The sequence below is a fragment of the Streptomyces sp. NBC_01390 genome (genome assembly GCF_045040105.1).
Classification (GTDB): Bacteria; Actinomycetota; Actinomycetes; order Streptomycetales; family Streptomycetaceae; genus Streptomyces.
On record NZ_CP109551.1, the window covers coordinates 10,634,162 to 10,650,348 of the forward strand.

Annotated in this window: 17 protein-coding genes; 8 read left to right on the forward strand and 9 right to left on the reverse strand. The window is 71.3% G+C overall.

The window, feature by feature from the left end; translation table 11 throughout:
• The first annotated feature begins 48 nt into the window (after positions 1–48).
• Positions 49–1,350: an alpha/beta fold hydrolase gene (locus OG241_RS47395; RefSeq protein ID WP_405825043.1), complete on the forward strand. Its 1,302-nt coding sequence runs from the start codon at positions 49–51 to the stop codon at positions 1,348–1,350.
• Between the two features lie 14 nt (positions 1,351–1,364).
• Here the strand turns inward: OG241_RS47395 and OG241_RS47400 are convergent, their stop codons facing one another.
• The gene (locus OG241_RS47400) at positions 1,365–1,565 is read right to left on the reverse strand and encodes a DUF5999 family protein (RefSeq protein WP_405825045.1); all 201 of its coding nucleotides are present in this window, start codon (positions 1,563–1,565) and stop codon (positions 1,365–1,367) included.
• A gap of 106 nt (positions 1,566–1,671) precedes the next feature.
• The gene (locus OG241_RS47405) at positions 1,672–3,147 is read right to left on the reverse strand and encodes a cytochrome P450 (RefSeq protein WP_405825047.1); all 1,476 of its coding nucleotides are present in this window, start codon (positions 3,145–3,147) and stop codon (positions 1,672–1,674) included.
• 107 nt (positions 3,148–3,254) lie between these two features.
• On the opposite strand from OG241_RS47405, the gene OG241_RS47410 reads away from it, so the two are divergent.
• Both OG241_RS47410 and OG241_RS47415 read left to right on the forward strand, forming a co-directional pair.
• The gene (locus OG241_RS47410; protein WP_405825049.1) at positions 3,255–3,863 is read left to right on the forward strand and encodes a TetR/AcrR family transcriptional regulator; all 609 of its coding nucleotides are present in this window, start codon (positions 3,255–3,257) and stop codon (positions 3,861–3,863) included.
• A 105-nt stretch (positions 3,864–3,968) separates the two neighbouring features.
• Positions 3,969–4,694, forward strand: a complete 726-nt coding sequence (locus tag OG241_RS47415; RefSeq protein ID WP_405825051.1) for a DUF2470 domain-containing protein — start codon at positions 3,969–3,971, stop codon at positions 4,692–4,694.
• Here OG241_RS47415 and OG241_RS47420 read toward each other — a convergent pair.
• The 3 genes from OG241_RS47420 to OG241_RS47430 all read right to left on the reverse strand — a co-directional run bounded on the left by OG241_RS47420 (position 4,662) and on the right by OG241_RS47430 (position 8,364).
• A complete protein-coding gene (locus OG241_RS47420; protein WP_405825052.1) occupies positions 4,662–5,900 on the reverse strand; it encodes a lactonase family protein in 1,239 nt (412 codons plus the stop codon). The genes OG241_RS47415 and OG241_RS47420 overlap by 33 nt on opposite strands.
• A gap of 114 nt (positions 5,901–6,014) precedes the next feature.
• Entirely contained in the window at positions 6,015–7,058 is a 1,044-nt protein-coding gene (locus tag OG241_RS47425; protein WP_405825054.1) for a hypothetical protein, read from the reverse strand.
• 49 nt (positions 7,059–7,107) lie between these two features.
• Positions 7,108–8,364, reverse strand: a complete 1,257-nt coding sequence (locus OG241_RS47430) for an FUSC family protein (protein ID WP_405825055.1) — start codon at positions 8,362–8,364, stop codon at positions 7,108–7,110.
• A gap of 160 nt (positions 8,365–8,524) precedes the next feature.
• Between OG241_RS47430 and OG241_RS47435 the strand changes: the two genes are divergently transcribed.
• The 3 genes from OG241_RS47435 to OG241_RS47445 all read left to right on the forward strand — a co-directional run bounded on the left by OG241_RS47435 (position 8,525) and on the right by OG241_RS47445 (position 11,126).
• Positions 8,525–9,394 carry a DUF3626 domain-containing protein gene (locus OG241_RS47435; protein WP_405825057.1) on the forward strand — a complete coding sequence of 290 codons (870 nt, stop codon included), beginning with the start codon at positions 8,525–8,527 and terminating at the stop codon, positions 9,392–9,394.
• 92 nt (positions 9,395–9,486) lie between these two features.
• Positions 9,487–10,437 (forward strand): phosphotransferase family protein, encoded by a 951-nt coding sequence (locus tag OG241_RS47440; protein ID WP_405825059.1) that lies wholly within the window; start codon positions 9,487–9,489, stop codon positions 10,435–10,437.
• A gap of 26 nt (positions 10,438–10,463) precedes the next feature.
• A complete protein-coding gene (locus tag OG241_RS47445) occupies positions 10,464–11,126 on the forward strand; it encodes a M15 family metallopeptidase (protein WP_405825061.1) in 663 nt (220 codons plus the stop codon).
• Positions 11,127–11,165: 39 nt separating this feature from the next.
• On the opposite strand, the gene OG241_RS47450 is transcribed toward OG241_RS47445, so the two are convergent.
• A complete protein-coding gene (locus OG241_RS47450) occupies positions 11,166–12,266 on the reverse strand; it encodes a PHP domain-containing protein (RefSeq protein WP_405826824.1) in 1,101 nt (366 codons plus the stop codon).
• 139 nt (positions 12,267–12,405) lie between these two features.
• Between OG241_RS47450 and OG241_RS47455 the strand changes: the two genes are divergently transcribed.
• On the forward strand, positions 12,406–12,645 hold the full coding sequence (locus tag OG241_RS47455) for a hypothetical protein (RefSeq protein ID WP_405825062.1): 240 nt from the start codon (positions 12,406–12,408) through the stop codon (positions 12,643–12,645).
• Positions 12,646–12,679: 34 nt separating this feature from the next.
• On the opposite strand, the gene OG241_RS47460 is transcribed toward OG241_RS47455, so the two are convergent.
• Positions 12,680–13,420, reverse strand: coding sequence for a VanZ family protein (locus OG241_RS47460; RefSeq protein WP_405825064.1), 741 nt, complete (start codon positions 13,418–13,420; stop codon positions 12,680–12,682).
• Between the two features lie 112 nt (positions 13,421–13,532).
• Complete coding sequence (locus OG241_RS47465) at positions 13,533–14,192, reverse strand: DUF4230 domain-containing protein (protein ID WP_405825066.1); 660 nt, start codon at positions 14,190–14,192, stop codon at positions 13,533–13,535.
• Between the two features lie 464 nt (positions 14,193–14,656).
• On the opposite strand from OG241_RS47465, the gene OG241_RS47470 reads away from it, so the two are divergent.
• A complete protein-coding gene (locus OG241_RS47470) occupies positions 14,657–14,998 on the forward strand; it encodes a DUF4158 domain-containing protein (RefSeq protein ID WP_405825068.1) in 342 nt (113 codons plus the stop codon).
• 355 nt (positions 14,999–15,353) lie between these two features.
• Here the strand turns inward: OG241_RS47470 and OG241_RS47475 are convergent, their stop codons facing one another.
• Complete coding sequence (locus OG241_RS47475; RefSeq protein WP_405825070.1) at positions 15,354–16,106, reverse strand: SDR family NAD(P)-dependent oxidoreductase; 753 nt, start codon at positions 16,104–16,106, stop codon at positions 15,354–15,356.
• Positions 16,107–16,187: the final 81 nt, after the last annotated feature.

The window sequence follows — 16,187 nt, forward strand, 5'->3', positions numbered from 1 at the left end:
GTGCTGGACTGGGCACCGGCCTGGAATTCGTACGTTCAAGGAGCCCTGTTGTCCGCCAGCTACCGACAGCCCGGTGTCGTCCTCACCGACCGCCGTTTCACCGTCCCCCTGAACCACGACGACCCCGGAGGCGAGACCATCGGGCTGTACGCCCGCGAGGTCGTCGCGAGCGACAAGGCGGACGCCGAACTGCCCTGGCTGGTCTATCTGCAGGGCGGCCCCGGCTTCGGGGCGAACCGTTTCATCGGCCGTGAGGCCTGGCTGGAGCGGGCCCTGCGGGAATACCGGGTGCTGCTCCTGGACCAGCGCGGTACCGGCGCCTCCACGCCCGCCAACCGCCAGACCCTCCCGTTGCGCGGCGGCCCCGTCGAACAGGCCGACTATCTGGCCCACTTCCGTGCCGACTCGATCGTCCGCGACTGCGAGGCCATCCGGAGCAAGGTCACCGGCGGCGCGCCCTGGGCCGTCCTCGGCCAGAGCTTCGGAGGCTTCTGCGCGGTCGCCTATCTGTCCGAAGCGCCCGAGGGCCTGAGCACCGTCCTGATCACCGGCGGACTGCCCTCCCTCGACGCGAGTGCCGACGACGTCTACCGGGCCGCCTACCCGCGCATCGAGCGCAAGGTCGCCGCGCACTACGAGCGCTACCCGCAGGACGTCGAGCGGGCCCGCCGGATCGCCGAGCACCTTCTCCAGCACGACGTCGTCCTGCCGAACGGCTACCGGTTCACCGTCGAGGCGTTCCAGTCGCTGGGCATCGTGCTCGGACGCGGCGACGGCAGCCACCGGCTGCACTTCCTGCTGGAGGACGCCTTCGTCCGCACCCCGCAGGGCCCCGCCCTGTCCGACTCCTTCCAGGAGGAGGTCCAGGGGCTGCTGTCGTACGCGGGGCACCCGCTGTACGCGCTTCTCCACGAGGCGATCTACGGCCAGGACGCGAGCCCCACGGACTGGGCGGCGGAGCGGGTGCGCGGTGAGTTCCCGCAGTTCGACGCCGCCAAGACGCTGACCGGCGACAGCCCGCTGCTGTTCACGGGCGAGTCCGTGCACCCCTGGATGTTCGACAACGACCCCGCGCTGCGCCCGCTGCGGGAGACCGCGGCAGATCTGGCCGAGGAGCGGGGCTGGCTACCCCTGTACGACCCGAGCCGGCTCGCCGTCAACGAGGTGCCGGTCGCGGCCGCCGTCTACCACGACGACATGTACGTCGACACCGCCCACTCCCTGCGGACGGCCCGCGCCGTGCGGGGCCTGCGCACCTGGGTCACGGACGAGTTCGAGCACGACGGGGTGCGGGCGGGCGGCCCCCGGGTGCTCGACCGCCTGCTGGCCCTGACCCGCGACGAGGTGTGACGACACCCGGTTGCTCAGGCGGCGGCGGACAGCGCGCCGCCGCCGCGCTGCGGGCCCACCACCCGTCCGTCGGGCAGGAGTTCACCCGTGTCGTCGAAGACGATGGTGCCGTTGCAGAGCAGGTTCCAGCCCTGCTCGGGGTGGGCCTTGACGATGACCGCGGCATCGTGGTCCGTACTGTCGACGGGCGGGCACGAAGGCTGATGTGTGCACATGGTCTCTCCCGCGTCTCAGGGGGTCTGCCCCAGTAGTACCGGAGGTTGTTTACCTCTGTATGTGGAGACCCCGACACGCAGGAAAATTCATCTGTGAGGTGCCGGGTCAGGCAGCCGCCAACTCCTTGCCCGGGGACCGGCGTTCGAGGCGCAGCCGGAGCCCCTCCGGCATCACCGTCAGGCGTTCCGCCACCCGCAGCCGGTAGTCCGGGTCGGGCTTCAGGTCGTAGCGGCGCAACAGCAGACCGAGGACCAGGGTCGCCTCGTGCAGGGCGAACTGGCGGCCGATGCACGCCCGGGCTCCGGTGCCCCAGGGCTTGAACGCGTGGGCGGGGCGGGCGCGCACGGCCGCCGCGTCGAAACGGTCCGGGTCGAAACGGTTCGCGTCGGTGCCCCAGACCGTCGGGTCGCGGTGCAGCAGTGGTGCCAGGACCAGCGTCCAGGCACCCTCGCGCATCGGATGCTCACCGCCGAGCACCGTGTCGTGACGGGCCTCGCGGGCGAAACCGGGCGCCGTCGGCCACAGCCGCAGCGACTCGTCGAGCACCCGGCGCACATACCGCAGCTTGGCGATCTGGTCGTAGCCGGGGACCTCCGCCCCGCCCCAGACGCGGTCCACCTCGGCGCGGGCGCGGTCGGCGATCTCCGGGTGCCGGGAGAGGTAGTGCAGGGCGAAGGAGAGCGCGCCGGACGTCGTCTCGTGGCCGGCGATGAGGAAGGTGAGGACCTGTCGGCGCACGTTCTGCGGCGCGAGGCGTTCACCGGTCTCCGGGTGGGTGGTGTCGAGCATGCGATCGAGCAGGTCACCGGCGGTGCCGCCCCCGCCGTCCGACTCCCGGCGGGCCCGTACGAGCTCGTCGACGGTGCGGTTCAGATACGCGACGGCCGCCTCATTGCGCCGTGTTGCCCGGCGCAGCAGCAGCGGGGCGAGCGGCGCGGGGACGATGTTCAGATACTGCGCGTGGTTCAGGGCGCCCACCATCGCCGTCACGAACGGGTGCGGGCGGGCCCGTTCGAAGGAGCCGAAGTCGTGCCCGAAGCCGGTGCGCGCGATGGTCTCCAGGGTCAGCTTCGTCATGTCCCCGGGCACGTCCACCGCACGGCCCGCGGCCAGTTCGCGGTCCCAGTGATCCGTGAGCTGCCCGGCCACCGCCAGCATCATCGGGTGGTAGCCGGCCATCGCCTCGCGACTGAAACCGGGGGCGAGAACGTCGTGTGCCAGCTGCCAGTTGGGCTCGTCGTTGTACGCGGTGAACAGGCCGTCCCCGGCGACCGGGCGGAGGTTGGCCACCCCGAGGCCCACGTGTTTGGCGAAACGGGTCTCGTCCGCGAGATCGGCGGTGAGATCCGCGCCCCACACGAACACGATCTCCTTGCCGAACGCCCTGCGCCGGAAGATCGGCCCGAGCTGCCGCCCGACACGCATCGAGTCCTGGAGAGGCGTACGGGGACTGACACCGACCAGGTCGCCGAGCAGCGGAATCCGGTGCGGCGGACGGGGAATCCGGTGCAGCTCCGGCCAGCCCAGCTCGGCACTGCGAAATCCCCTGGACGCGGCTGTCCTGGTCGCCGTCTCGGTCATGACGCCATCTCCCTTGATACAGGCGCGTGTTGATCCTGTTGTACGTGGATTCAATAGCGGGGTCAGTCTGATCCCGCTGTTGAACCGACGTCAAGTAAAGTGCGGCCATGGCTGCGAGGGGCGGGGAGCGTACACGTCGGCGGTTGAGTACCGGCGAGCGCCGGGAGCAGCTTCTGGCGGTCGGCGCGAGGCTGTTCTCGGAGAGTCCGTACGACGAGGTGTGGATCGAGCAGGTCGCCGAGATCGCCGGGGTCTCGCGCGGGCTGCTCTACCACTACTTCCCGACCAAGCGGAACTTCTTCGCGGCGGTCGTGGAGCGCGAGAGCGAGCGCATGCTGCGAATGACGGCGGCCGTGCCGGGTGTTCCCGCGCGTGAGCAGCTGGACGCGAACCTCGACGCCTTCCTCGCCTATGTCGAAGAGCACGCGCACGGCTATCGCGCCTTCCATCGTGCCGACGCGTCCGGCGACCAGGCCGTACGGAAGGTCTATCAGCGGGCGCTGGCCGCACAGGAGCGGCAGATCCTCGCCGCGCTCGCGGCCGACCCGGAGTTCGGGCGGCCGGCCGCGGAGCGGCCCGAACTGCGCCTCGCCGTCCGCGGCTGGCTGGCGTTCACCACCGCCGTGTGCCTGGAGTGGCTGCGTGGTTCGGATCTGACCCGGCAGCAGGTGCGGGACCTGTGCGCGCGGTCGTTGCTCGGCATCCTGGCGCCCTGAGTCCGGGCGGCCTCAGGCCCGGGAATCGCACGGGATCGTGGGAAGTGGTTGGCGTGCACCCGGATTTTCGATAGGTTAGGCAAGGCTTACCTAAGGAGATTCGGGATGGGTGACAGTCAGACCTGGGCGGCCGCGCCCGCCGCGGCGGAACGCGCGCGCTCGGTGCTTGCCGCCGCGTGGTCGTGCGCGGTGACTGCTGACGGCGGGCGCGAGGAGTTCGTCGGCGCGCACACCGTCGGCGAGGACGGCCGGGTGGTCCTGGACGTGCCGGCCGACAGCGCGCTGCTCGCCGCCGCCGTCTGCGCACCGCGCGGTGAGCCGTCGGCCGTACTGGAGTTCGCCGACGTCTCGCCCGTCCCCGTACGCAACCGGATCCGCGCCCGGCTGTGGATGGCCGGCTGGTTCACCGCCGAGGACGAGCAGCTCGCGTTCCGCCCGACGCGCGTGGTCCTGCGCCAGACGTCCGGTGCCGCCGTCGTCGACCTCGCCGAGTTCGCCGCCGCCGCGCCCGACCCGCTGGCCACCGCCGAGGCCGAACTGCTGACCCATCTCGCCGACTGCCACGGTGACGCCGTCGAGCGACTCACCCGCCTGGTAGAGCCGGACAGCCTGCACGGCGCCGTCAACGTCCGGCCGCTCGCCGTCGACCGGCACGGACTCACCCTGCGCATCGAGCGGATCCGCACCCACGGTGACGTACGGCTGACGTTCCACCGGCCCGCCGACTCGGTGTCCCAGCTCACCGAGCGCATGCACGTCCTGCTCACCCGGGCCAGTGCCGCCACCCGCCCCCGCGCACTACAGCGGCAGCGCGCAGACGACGACGGGTGACGCGAACGGCTCGCCCGCGAGCCGCAGTTCACCGCTCGCCCGGTCGACGTGGAAGACGCTGACCGTACCCGACCGCTGGTTCGCCGCGAACAGCAGGTTCCCGCCCGGCGCGAGGGCGATGTGGCGCGGGAAGTCGCCCCCGACCGGCACCGTGTCGAGCAGCCGGAGGCGGGCACCGCCCGCCTCCACGGCGTACCGCGTCAGGCTGTTGTGCCCACGGTTCGCCAGATACGCGTACCGGCCGTCCGGGGTCACCACGAACTGGGCCGGGTAACTCGTGCCCGCTCCCGTCCCCGTGGGCTGGGCCTCCCCGATGTCCAGGCGCCCGGTGGCGGGGGAGTAGACACAGACGGCGACCGTGTTGTCCACCTCGTTGGCGAGATACGCGTACCGGCCGCCGGGGTGGAAGGTGAGATGGCGGGGGCCGGCGCCCGGGCGGGTCCGGGCGCGCGAGACCTCGGTGAGCGTGCCGCGTCCGAGGTCCAGGCGGTAGGTGTAGACCGTGTCCGTGCCCAGATCGACCGCGAGCACATGGCCGCCGTCCGGGCTGGTGACGAACTGGTGGGCGTGCGGGCCCTGTTGACCCGGGCCCGGGGTCGGACTGGAGTGCGTGACCAGGTCGGTGCGCTCACCGATCGCGCCCGAGGCGTCGACGGGGTGCACCGCCACGCTGCCGGAGCCGTAGTTGGCGCTGAGCAGCCAGCGCCCGCTCGGATGAACCGACAGATGGCAGGGTCCCGCCCCGCCGGTCCCGCGTGTGCCGAGCACCTGGGGGCCGCCGCCCTCGCCGTCGCGCCGGATCGCGGTCACGCCGCCGTCCTGACGCTCGTTCACCGCGTACAGGGTGCGGCCGTCCGGGTGGGCGGCGAGGTAGGACGGGTCCGCCACACCCGTGACGGTTCCCGCGCCGGTGACCCGGCCCGAGACCGGATCGTAGGTCGCGAGACCGACGCCGGTGCCCCCGCCCTCGACTGAGGTGTACGTGCCGAGGAGGAGCGGGCGGGGAACGGTCGGCGTGGAGGGCGCGGGCTCAGGTGTCGGCGTCGGCGCGGGTGCTTGCGGCGCGGCGGCGGGATCCACCGGGGCGGCCGTCATCGCTCGCGCCGGGACGGACGCCGTAGCGGCCGTGCCCGCCGCCGCACCCACGAACCGGCGCCTGCTCCAGCCGGGGCGCTCGCCCCGCGCCGGTTCCGTACCACCGCTCATACCTGCACCCCGGGTCTCGGTCGCCTCAGCCGTCACCCGGCAACTCTGACGCGGATCGCCCGTCGCGCGCAAGAGAAGCAACGTACGTTGCACATGCTGCAATGCCGGAACGGCTTACCAGTCCCCGTCCTCCACCGGCTTCCCCGTCAGCGGCTTCACCTGCCCGGGCGAGGGCGCCTGCCAGGGCTCGTGGTCGTCGCCGAGCCAGTCGCCGACCGGCTGTACGGCGGCCAGGGGGTCCGTGGGGGCGAGATCCTCGGCGTCCTGGTCGAAGTAGTCGAACCAGGGCAGGCCGGCCCGGGTGTACGCCGCGCGGTCCACGGGCGACGGGGGCGGGGCCTCACCGGTGATGCGGCGCCACTCGGGCGGGGTCACCAGATGCACGAACACGCGCCCCGCGGGCCGCTTCGACCATGCGGTGAGCGGCCGGTCGTCCCGGTAGACCTCCTGGCGCATCGATCCACCGACACCCAGCCCCATCGCCGCCCCCGACCGCCGCGGCCCCGCCGCGCCACCGGGTGCCGCCGGGGCGGACATCGCCATCGGCGCCATGGGTACGGCCCCGCCGTACCCCCCGGTCGACGCGACCGCCGCCCGAGTCCGCTCGGCCCTGAGCCGCTCCTCGTCGCGCCACTTCGCCAGTTCCGCGTCGGTCAGCGCGAACGACTGGAGCTGTACGCCGCCCCACACCTCCTCGCCCGTGACCTGGCCCTCGACGGTCGCACCCAGCCCGAGCGGCACCGCCACGAACTGCCGGACCGTGCCCTTGCCGGAGTTGATCCCGTCCAGCCACGGCTGACGCGGCAGCACCACGTAGTTCTGCGGCTTCCTGGACAGCCGGTCGCTCCACGGCTCGCCCGACACCGCGCACACCTTGCCCACGCCCACCTGCAACGCGGTGGGCAGTGTCGTGCCCCCGAAGCTCAGCCACATCGCCTCGCGCAGATACACCGGCAGCATCACCCCACCGCGCGCCCGCCAGGCCTCCGGCACCGTGTCGGCGTAGTCGGCGACCCGGCGGACCGGGAACTCGCCGAGCCCCGGCGGCAGCGGGTGCGTGCCGGTCTCCGGCAGCCGGAGAGTACGGATGAACCGGACGGCCGCACCGCCCGGCAGCCGCAGCGTGTTCCCCTCGATCCGCACCTCGGAGTCACCCATGCGCAGCCCCCCAACATCAGTCGTCCTGTTCATGTTCTCTGTGACTTCGTCACATAGAACGACGTGACACCGCCTCACGGTTCCGGCCCGGCACCCGCACGTACTTCCGCAGCCGGGGCACCCACGGCATCCGCTCCCGCTCCTCACGCGTGCAGCGGTCCAGCTCCTCCAGCAGCCGCCGGGAGCGGTGCTCGGTGTCCAGCTCGTCGAGGATGCGGTTGACCTCGGTCAGGACGGCACCGTGCAGCTGCCACTGGGCGGCGATCTGGGCATTCTGCTGGATCTCCGCCAGAAGCAGCTGGGCCAGCTTGTCGCGGGTGGCTGTCGCGGCCCGGAGTTCGGTGTCGAGCCGGCTCTCCGCCGACTCGGCGCTGACACTGACGTCGGTGGTGACGAGGACCGCGAAACTGACCACCGCGTCGGCGATCTCGGCCAGCAGCCGCTCCAGCGCGGCGCCCGTCTCCGGGGCGAACAGGGGGTCGGGTTCCCGTTCCTTGGCCAGGTCGGTGAGGCTACGGGCGAGGACACGCAGGACGACCGTGCAGATCTCCAGGGTGTCCAGACCGGTGCGCAGCACCACCCGGTGCAGCAGGCCCTCCCGGACGCGGGGGTTGAGCCGCAGGCTGTCCTCGGCCTGCTTCAGTGCCGCGTCCACCTCGACGATGTCGTGGTCGAGCCGGCGGGCCTCGTGCAGCCGGGCGGTCGCGTGGTCCACCGGGGTGCGCCCGGCGGCCTCCTCGCCCATGCGCAGCATCAACTGCCGTACCCGGCGCGCCAGACCCTCGATGGACTCACCGGCCGCGTCCACCCACACCGGGGGAGCGAACAGCAGGTTGAAGGCGAGCCCGACGACAGCGCCGATCACGGTCTCCAGCACCCGCGCCCAGGCCGTGTCCCCGACCCGGGTGACACCGAGCACCAGCATCGCGCTGATCGCCACCTCGGGCACGAACTCACTGACCCGCACCAGATGCCCGACCGCCAGCGAGGCCAGGATGATCAGTCCCAGGCTCCACCACGTCAGGCCCACCAGCACACTGAAGCCGATCGCGATGACGACCCCGGTGACCACGGAGTTCACCCGGCGGATACCGGTGGTGAGCGTGGCGTAGAGGGTCACCTGGACGACCAGGAGCGCGGTCAGCGGGGCGGTGAGCGGCGCCGCCTCGGGACTGAACCGGAGCGCGACGACGTACGCGATCGTCGCGGCGGCCGTCGACCGCAGGGACTGGACGACCACGGGCTCGTGGCGCTTCCGCACCAACCGGACGACGGATGCCGTCCACTCATCAGGTACCACTCGCATTCGTGCACGCCTCCCTTCCCATAAGCGGACCGAGCGTACTCACCGAAGCCCGCGGGCGCGCGTGATGCGGAAGGAGGTATTCCTCACGTGATCAGGGACGTTTCCTCGTTGACCCAAAAATTGTGGATCTCCCGGGCCGCCGGATGATCTCCTGGTACGCATGGTGCACGACCCCGATTCCGCGCACACGAAGGCGATCCGTCATGTCGCGGCCCTCTCCGCCGGCCCGGCCCTGCCCTCGGACCTGCGGGTGACCCTGAACTTCCACCCCGACCGGACGTTTCGCGACCTGCACCTGTTGAGGGCGCTGGCACAGGACGGTTTCTACCGCTCGCAGTTCGTCACGGGCACCAGCAACGGCGGGCTCACCGCCCGCCCCGGCGGCGACCGCTGGCGCTGGGAGAGCCGCATGTTCGCCGAGGCGTACGACGGCGCGCCCGCCCATCAGCGCCCCGTGTACGGGGCGTTGAACTTCCGCCGCCAAGTCGTGGGCGCCGCCCCGAGGTTCGGCTCCTCGCACTTCCGGCTGACCGGCGCCGCCCTCGCGCGGGCCACCTTCTGCTACCCGGACAGCGCGGCCGAACCCGTCCACTTCGGGGTCGCCGCCGGCATGTCCCTCGTCGCCCTCGCGGAGGCGGACGCGCGGGACGCGCTCGACGACTACATCGAGGCCCAGGTGCACGGCCCCGTCGAACTCGCCCGGGACGCCGAGGCGTTGGTCCTCGACGCGAGTTATCGCGGTACCCCGGTGGAACAGGCGGCGCGTGCCCTGCCCGTACCGCTCGAATGGCATCCGGGATACCGGCTCTCCGTAGGCGAGTTGCGCCGTCACGCCGACTACCGGGGGCCCGAGTACGTCGAGTTGGGAGCCCGGATCGCCGACGACGGGCACCTCGACCCGCGGATCATCGGTGACGCGGCCCGCACCGGCCGGCACGAACCGCAGGACCTGAAGAAGGTGTGGCACTGCCTCGCCCGGTTCGGCGCCCCCGAGGGCGCGGGGACCGCCCACCGCGTCGTCTCCGTGTAGCCGCGGGAGCGTCCCCGCACACGTTCCGTACCCTGTTGTGGGGGCGTACGCAGGGCGCGGGCGCGCCGGACGGGACAGGGGAGGCGCGGACGGTGACCGATTCGTGGGAGCGGGCCAGACAGGTCCTGGTGTCGGCGGGGCTGCCCCCGGACGGCCTCGTGGACCGCAGTCCGCTCACCGGCGGAACGTACAACACCGTCGAGGACCTCCGTCTGGTCGACGGCAGCAGATACGTCCTCAAGATCCCACCGCCCGAAACGGTGCCGGGGCTGCGCCACGAGTCCCGACTGCTGGTCTCCGAGGCGGAGTTCTACCGAGCCGCCGGCACGGTCGGCGTTCCGGCGCCGAGCGTCGTGGCCGTCGGGGACGGTCACCTGCTGATGACCGCCTGCCCGGGCGCTCCCTGGGACGACTCCACCACCGGCGCCGAGCGGGCGCTCCTGCGAGCCGAGCTCGGCGGCCTGGTGGCCCGGCTGCACCAGGTCACCGGGTCCGCCTTCGGCTACCCCTCCGGTGCCCTCGGCCCCCTCGCCCCCGACTGGCGTACGGCGTTCACCGCGATGCTCGACGCCGTGCTCGACGACGCCGTGCGCTACGACGCGTGGCTGCCCGTCCCGGTGGACGAGGTGGCCCGTACCCTCCGGGCCGCGTACGACGCCCTGGACGCGGTCACTGTGCCCCAGTTGGTCCACTTCGACCTGTGGGACGGGAACATCCTGGTGGACCGTTCGGCGGGTGCTCCCCGAGTCGGCGGCCTCATCGACGGTGAGCGCATGTTCTGGGGCGACCCGGTGGCCGACTTCGTGTCGCTGGCGCTGCTGGGGGACATCAGGGACGACGCGGAGTTCCTGACGGGATATCAGGAGGCGGGAGGACAGGTCGAGTTCGACAGCGCGACCTGCCGACGACTCGCCCTGTACCGCGCCTACCTCTACCTGATCATGCTGACCGAGACGGTGCCGCGGGCGGTGGGGGAGGAGCGCGTGCGGTGGACGCGGGAAGTGGTGGGACCCGCGCTGACGGCCGCGCTGGCCGATCTCTGACCCGTGCGGCGGGAGATGATCGGGTCATGAGCGAGATCATCCTGATGTCCGACGCGAAGGTCGCCGCTGTCCCCGTCGAGGAGTGCGGTGAGCGGCTGGTGGAGGTGCGAGGCGCCCTGCTCACCGACGACCGACAGCAACACGAGTCCGCCGGCGCCCAGTTCAAGCTGCGGCAGGGCGTCCTCGACCGGCTGCTCGACGCGCAGGAGAAGCTTCCCGACGGCATACGGCTGCTGTTCGTCGAGGGCTACCGGCCGCCTGCCCTGCAACGCCGGTACTTCGAGGAGTACTCCGCCGAACTGCGGGCCCAGCACCCGGACTGGCCCGCCGACCGGCTCCGCTCCGCCGCGAGCCGCTACGTCTCCCCGCCCGAGATCGCCCCGCACAGCGCGGGCGCCGCCGTCGACCTGACCCTGGTCGACGCCGACGGCCGCGAACTCGACCTGGGCACCGCCATGAACGCCAGCCCCGAGGACAGCGCGGGCGCCTGCTACACACTCGCCGACGGCATCGGCGCCGAGGCCCGCGCCCACCGGGAGATCCTGGGCAAGGCACTGCGCGGAGCGGGACTGGTCAACTACCCCACGGAGTGGTGGCACTGGTCGTACGGCGACCGGTACTGGGCCCTGACAACCGGCGCCCCCGCCGCGCTGTACGGCCCCGCGGAACCGGGTACAGACTCATCCTGACGAGTGGGCGACTCGGCAAGGACTGCGGCGCGCTGGAGGTCAAGCCGCGCTGCCGCCCTCCCCGAGGCCCGGCGGCAGCTTGCGCTCCCGTGCCCAGGCCAACAGGTCGTCCACCGGCCAGGTCGTGACCACCCGCTCGGCCGGTACGCCGCACTCCTCCGCCCGGGCGCAGCCGTGGATCTGCCAGTCCAGCTGGCCCGGGGCGTGCGCGTCGGTGTCGACCGCGAACAGCACGCCCGCCGCCACGGCCCGGCGCAGCAGCCGGCGCGGTGGGTCGAGCCGCTCGGGACGGCTGTTGATCTCCACGGCCGTGCCCGTCTCCGCGCAGGCGGCGAACACCGCCTCCGCGTCGAACTCCGACTCGGGCCGCGCCCGGCCCCCGCCCCGCTTGCCCCGCCCGCCACCGCCGCCCCGGGGCTCCTCCCCGACGAGCAGCCGCCCGGTGCAGTGCCCGAGCACGTCCGAGTGCGGATCGCGTACGGCGGCCACCATCCGGCGGGTCATCGAGGGCGCGTCCATGCGCAGCTTGGAGTGCACCGACACCACCACGACGTCCAGCAGCTCCAGCAGCTCCGGATCCTGGTCCAGGGAGCCGTCGTCGAGGATGTCGCACTCGATGCCGGTGAGCAGCCGGAAGGGCGCCCAGGTCGCGTTGAGCCGCTCGACCAGGGCCAGCTGCTCGCGCAACCGCTCGGCGGACAGGCCGTGCGCCACCGTGAGCCGCGGTGAGTGATCGGTGAGCACGGCCCACTCGTGCCCGAGCCGGGCCGCCGTGCGGCCCATCTCCTCGACCGGGCTGCCGCCGTCCGACCAGTCGGAGTGCAGATGACAGTCCCCGCGCAGCAGCGCCCGCAGCCGCTCACCGTCCCGGAGCGGCGGGGTCACCCCCTGCTCGCGCTCCAGCTTCTCCAGATATACGGGCACCTGCCCGGCCAGCGCCTCGCGCACCACCTGCGCGGTCTTCGGGCCGATGCCCTTCAGGGACTCCAGCGTGCCGGTGCCGGCCCGCTGCCGGATCTCCTCGGGGGACAGCTCCGCCAGCACGTCGATCGCGGTGCGGAAGGCACGTACGCGGTACGTGGGGGCCAGGGAGCGCTCCAGCAGGAAGGCGATCCGGTCCAGCGCCTCGACGGGATCCATGGCCATGGCCATCGTCACCTCCGTCTCCAGCGTCGCCCGGGCTCGTCGCCTCCGCACCACGGAGGGGGGGGCGGAGGTGACCGTTCCGAGACCCTGCGTGGCCGGTACATGATGGCCGAAATCGCTCTACGCTCGATGTATGACCGAAATAGCGAGCCCGTACATCTCCCGTCCGCGGATCATGGTGCTCGGGGTGCAGCCGGGCATCCCGCCGTTCCGGATCGTGGAGATCGACGGTGAGGTGGTCGGATCGGCGCGCGCGCTCATCGATGTGCTGAAGGTGGCCGCCGCGGCCGGCATCACGGTCCATGACCTCGACGATCCGGACACGGTCCGCTGGGTCGGCGGAGACAAGCTCACCTGGACGAGGTCGAGGTAACCGGCCCCGGCCGACCCGGCGGACCGTGTCCCGGCTACGCTCGCTGCCGCTTCGGTGCGTGCACCGCGCGGCTGACGCGACGGCCGAGGAGCAGGTATCCGATCAGCGCGCCCGAGGTGTTGAGGATGACGTCGTCGATGTCGAAGGCGCGTCCGGTGATCAGCGCGCCCTGGGCCACCTCGACCATGAGCATGACGATCGCGGTCACGAACAGCACCCGCAGAACTCCGCGCGTCCGGGGGGCCACCACGGGCATCAGAACACCGAAGGGCGCGCCCAGGAGGATGTTTCCGCCGATCTGACGGACGGCGTCGCGCAGTTCGGGCTGGTCCAGGTAGGCGCGCAACGAACGGCCCGGATGGAGGTTGTTGTGGGTCAGCGCCACGGACGCCGGGGACGGCTCCAGGGTCAGCCGGGCCAGGATCACGGCGAACGCCACCATGAACACGAAGGCGATCAGAATCGTCAGCACCCGGGCCAGGAAGGCGAACGGGCGACGCTTCTGCCGAGCCTGCTTCGGCGGCGGGGAGGCCTTCGGGGCGGGTTCCGGGGCAGGCTTCGGGGCCTTCCGGACCTTCGACGAGAACTTCGACGACCACTTGGACCCGGACTTGGACTTGGAGTCGGACCTGGTCGCTGACCTGGGTGCGGACTTCGGCCCGGACTTCGACGGTGACTTGGGTGCGGACTTCGGCGGGCTCTCGGGCGGCTTGCTCTCGGCCTTCGCCGGGCGCAGGCGCAGCGCGGCGAGGGTGCGCGGAGCTGATCGGGCCATCAACGTCCTCCGGTCTTCAACTGGTCCCCGTGCAACGGCAGCTACCCCCGAACAGGCCGGGGAATCCGCGCCGGCCCGCCCCGGTCCGGGACCCGGGCGGGCCGGCTGTTCCTCAGGTCCCGAACGTCACCTTCACCTCCGTGAAGCCGAGGGAGCCGAGCAGGCCCTTGAGCATGCTGGTCGTGTTCTGCTCGGCGCGTGCGGTCAGTTCGCTCTCCTTCGCAGCGTCGCCGATGTGCCGGGCCGCCAGCTTCTGGACCGCCTGTTCGTCGTTCGGGTTGTCGGAGAAGAGGTCGGTGATCCGGTCGAAGATTCCGCGCTGTTTGGAGACCGCGTAGGAGCGGTCGGGGTCCAGGGCGGGCTTTCCGAGCGCCGCGTGCGGCAGTCGGAGCGTCGCGGAGGTGCGGTCGCCGTTGACCGTCACGTCGTTCTTCGCGACCTTGCCGAGATCGACATAGGCGTCGACCGTGCCGGCACCCACATAGAGCACGCGGGTGCCCTTGATCGCGTCGGGGAGGTACTTGGTGTCCTTCTCCAGGTCCACGACGACCTGGAAGTTGCCGGACGCCGCGTCGTAACGGCTCATGTCCTGGATCGATTCGAGGAGCGCGGGCCCCGAACGGTCGTGCGTCTCCTCACCGAAGATGTCCCCCAGCACCGGCAGCACCGCCAGCCGGAGCCCGGCCAGCAGCAGCGCGAACACCAGCACCACGGCACTCAGCACCTTGGCCCAGAGGGGCATGCGCCGCACGGCCTTGATGGACGTCGTCATGGCGACGGACCTCCTTCTTTCTTCGTAGTGACACGGATGCCCGCCAAATGCCTTGCCAGACCGTCCTGTTGACGTATCGAGACAATTGAGAGGGGCCCCAGGGTCCGTCGGCCCCAGGACCTGTCCGGCCGGTCATGCCGCAGACGCGGGGTGTGGGGCGCGCTCCCCCAGAGGGGGGACCCCCAGCGGCGTTGTCGTCGGTTGCCGACTCCCCCACTCTCGGCTGCGCTCGACCGGGGGGACCCCCATCGCGTCGACGCCCTCCTCCGCCTTGCAGCTGCACACCCCACACGCCGCTCACCGGCGCTGAACAGGACCTGCCACTTTCCTGCGACCTGGGGTGCCGGTAGGAATGCTGTCACCAGCCGCAAACGGCAGTGATCTTGCGACGGCGTCACCTGTGTGGGTGAGTCCTGGGCCGTACGGCTGCGGTGGGTGAAGCTCTGCGAGGACGATCGGCGATCGTGGCCCGTACTCCGCTGGACGAACTCGTCGAGCACTGGACGCTGTTGAAGGACGAGCAGGCGCTTGTGTCCGGCAAGCGTGGTGTGACGAGACTGGGCTTCGCCGTGCTGCTGAAGTTCTACACGCAGTACGGCCGGTTTCCCCGGAACCGGGCACAGCTGCCCGGTGAGGCCGTGGAGTTCGTCGCCCGTCAGGTGCAGGTTCCCGCTTCGGAGCTGGAGTCCTACGACTGGACGGGCCGCACAGCCGAGGCCCTCGTACAGCGGGCGATGAGGAGCCGGCCGAGGAAGGTGCGGACGCGTAAGGGCGGTCCAGTCCCGCCACCGACGCGGTGCCGGTGACACGGGCCACCAGCTCGGCGTCTACGAACGGGCGCCGTTTGCACTGTTCGGCCAGCTCAGCCAGGTGCTCGCGCGAAAATGCGGTCAGCCACGGCTTCCCGTCGAACTGCGGATCAGACGCGTGGACGACCGACTAAGCCGGCACCAGCGCATCATCTCGGAGCCATTGGCGTCCACCGTTCCTCACAGATCACCTCGGGCAGGCCCCTGCCACCGCCCCGCCCGACTCCGTCCGTCCCCCCTTCCCTCCTGCCTCCCAGCCCCCGCCGCCGTGCGTCAAGAGCGTGAAGAACGAAGAAGAAGCAGCTCAGAGGCTGGGCGTTTCTCACCGATCAGCAAGAGTCGAATCAAGTTCTCAGATCTGGTTCTGCCCGCCGTCGACGTAGATGTTCGCGCCGACGATGTAGCTGCTCTGTCCGGAAGCGAGGAACGCCACGACGGCGGCGACTTCCTCAGGACGCCCTATGCGGCCCTTGGCCACGGTCGCGGCGACATTCTCCTTAACAGCGGACAGTGTCTCCTCGCCGCCCAAAATGCTGGCGAGTCCGGGAGTTTCCACCCCGCCCGGCGACACCGCGTTGACCCTGATGCCCCGGCCTTTGAGTTCGTTGGACCATGTCCGCGCGAATGACCGGACGGCGGCCTTGGACGCCGCGTACGCGCCGAACGCCTCCATGCCGTTGTCGGCGGCTGTGGATGAGGTCAGGATGACCGAGGCGCCGTCATTGAGCAGCGGGAGCGCCTTCTGCACGGTGAACACAGTGCCCCGGACGTTGACTCCGAAGGTCTGGTCGAAGTGGTCTTCGGTGGTCTGCTCCAGCATGACGAACGCACCGACCGCCGCGTTCGCGACGAGCACGTCCAGTCCCTGTCCCCGGGCCCGGACCGCGTCGTAGAGCCGGTCCAGGTCGGCTGCCTCGGAGATGTCGCCGGCCACCGCGGTGGCCCTCGACGCTCCGATGGTCTCGATGGCGGCGTCCAACTCGGTCTTGCGCCGGCCTGTGATGAACACGTGCGCGCCCTCGTCTGCCAGACGTGCGGCGGTGGCCAGACCGATTCCGGTGCTGCCGCCGGTGACCACAGCTGTCCTGCCCTCAAGCTGTCCCATGCGAGTGTCTCCATAGCCTCTGTGTTGACCTGCTTCGAGCCATACTTCAGGAACAGTCCGGTACGGTGCATCATGTGTAGT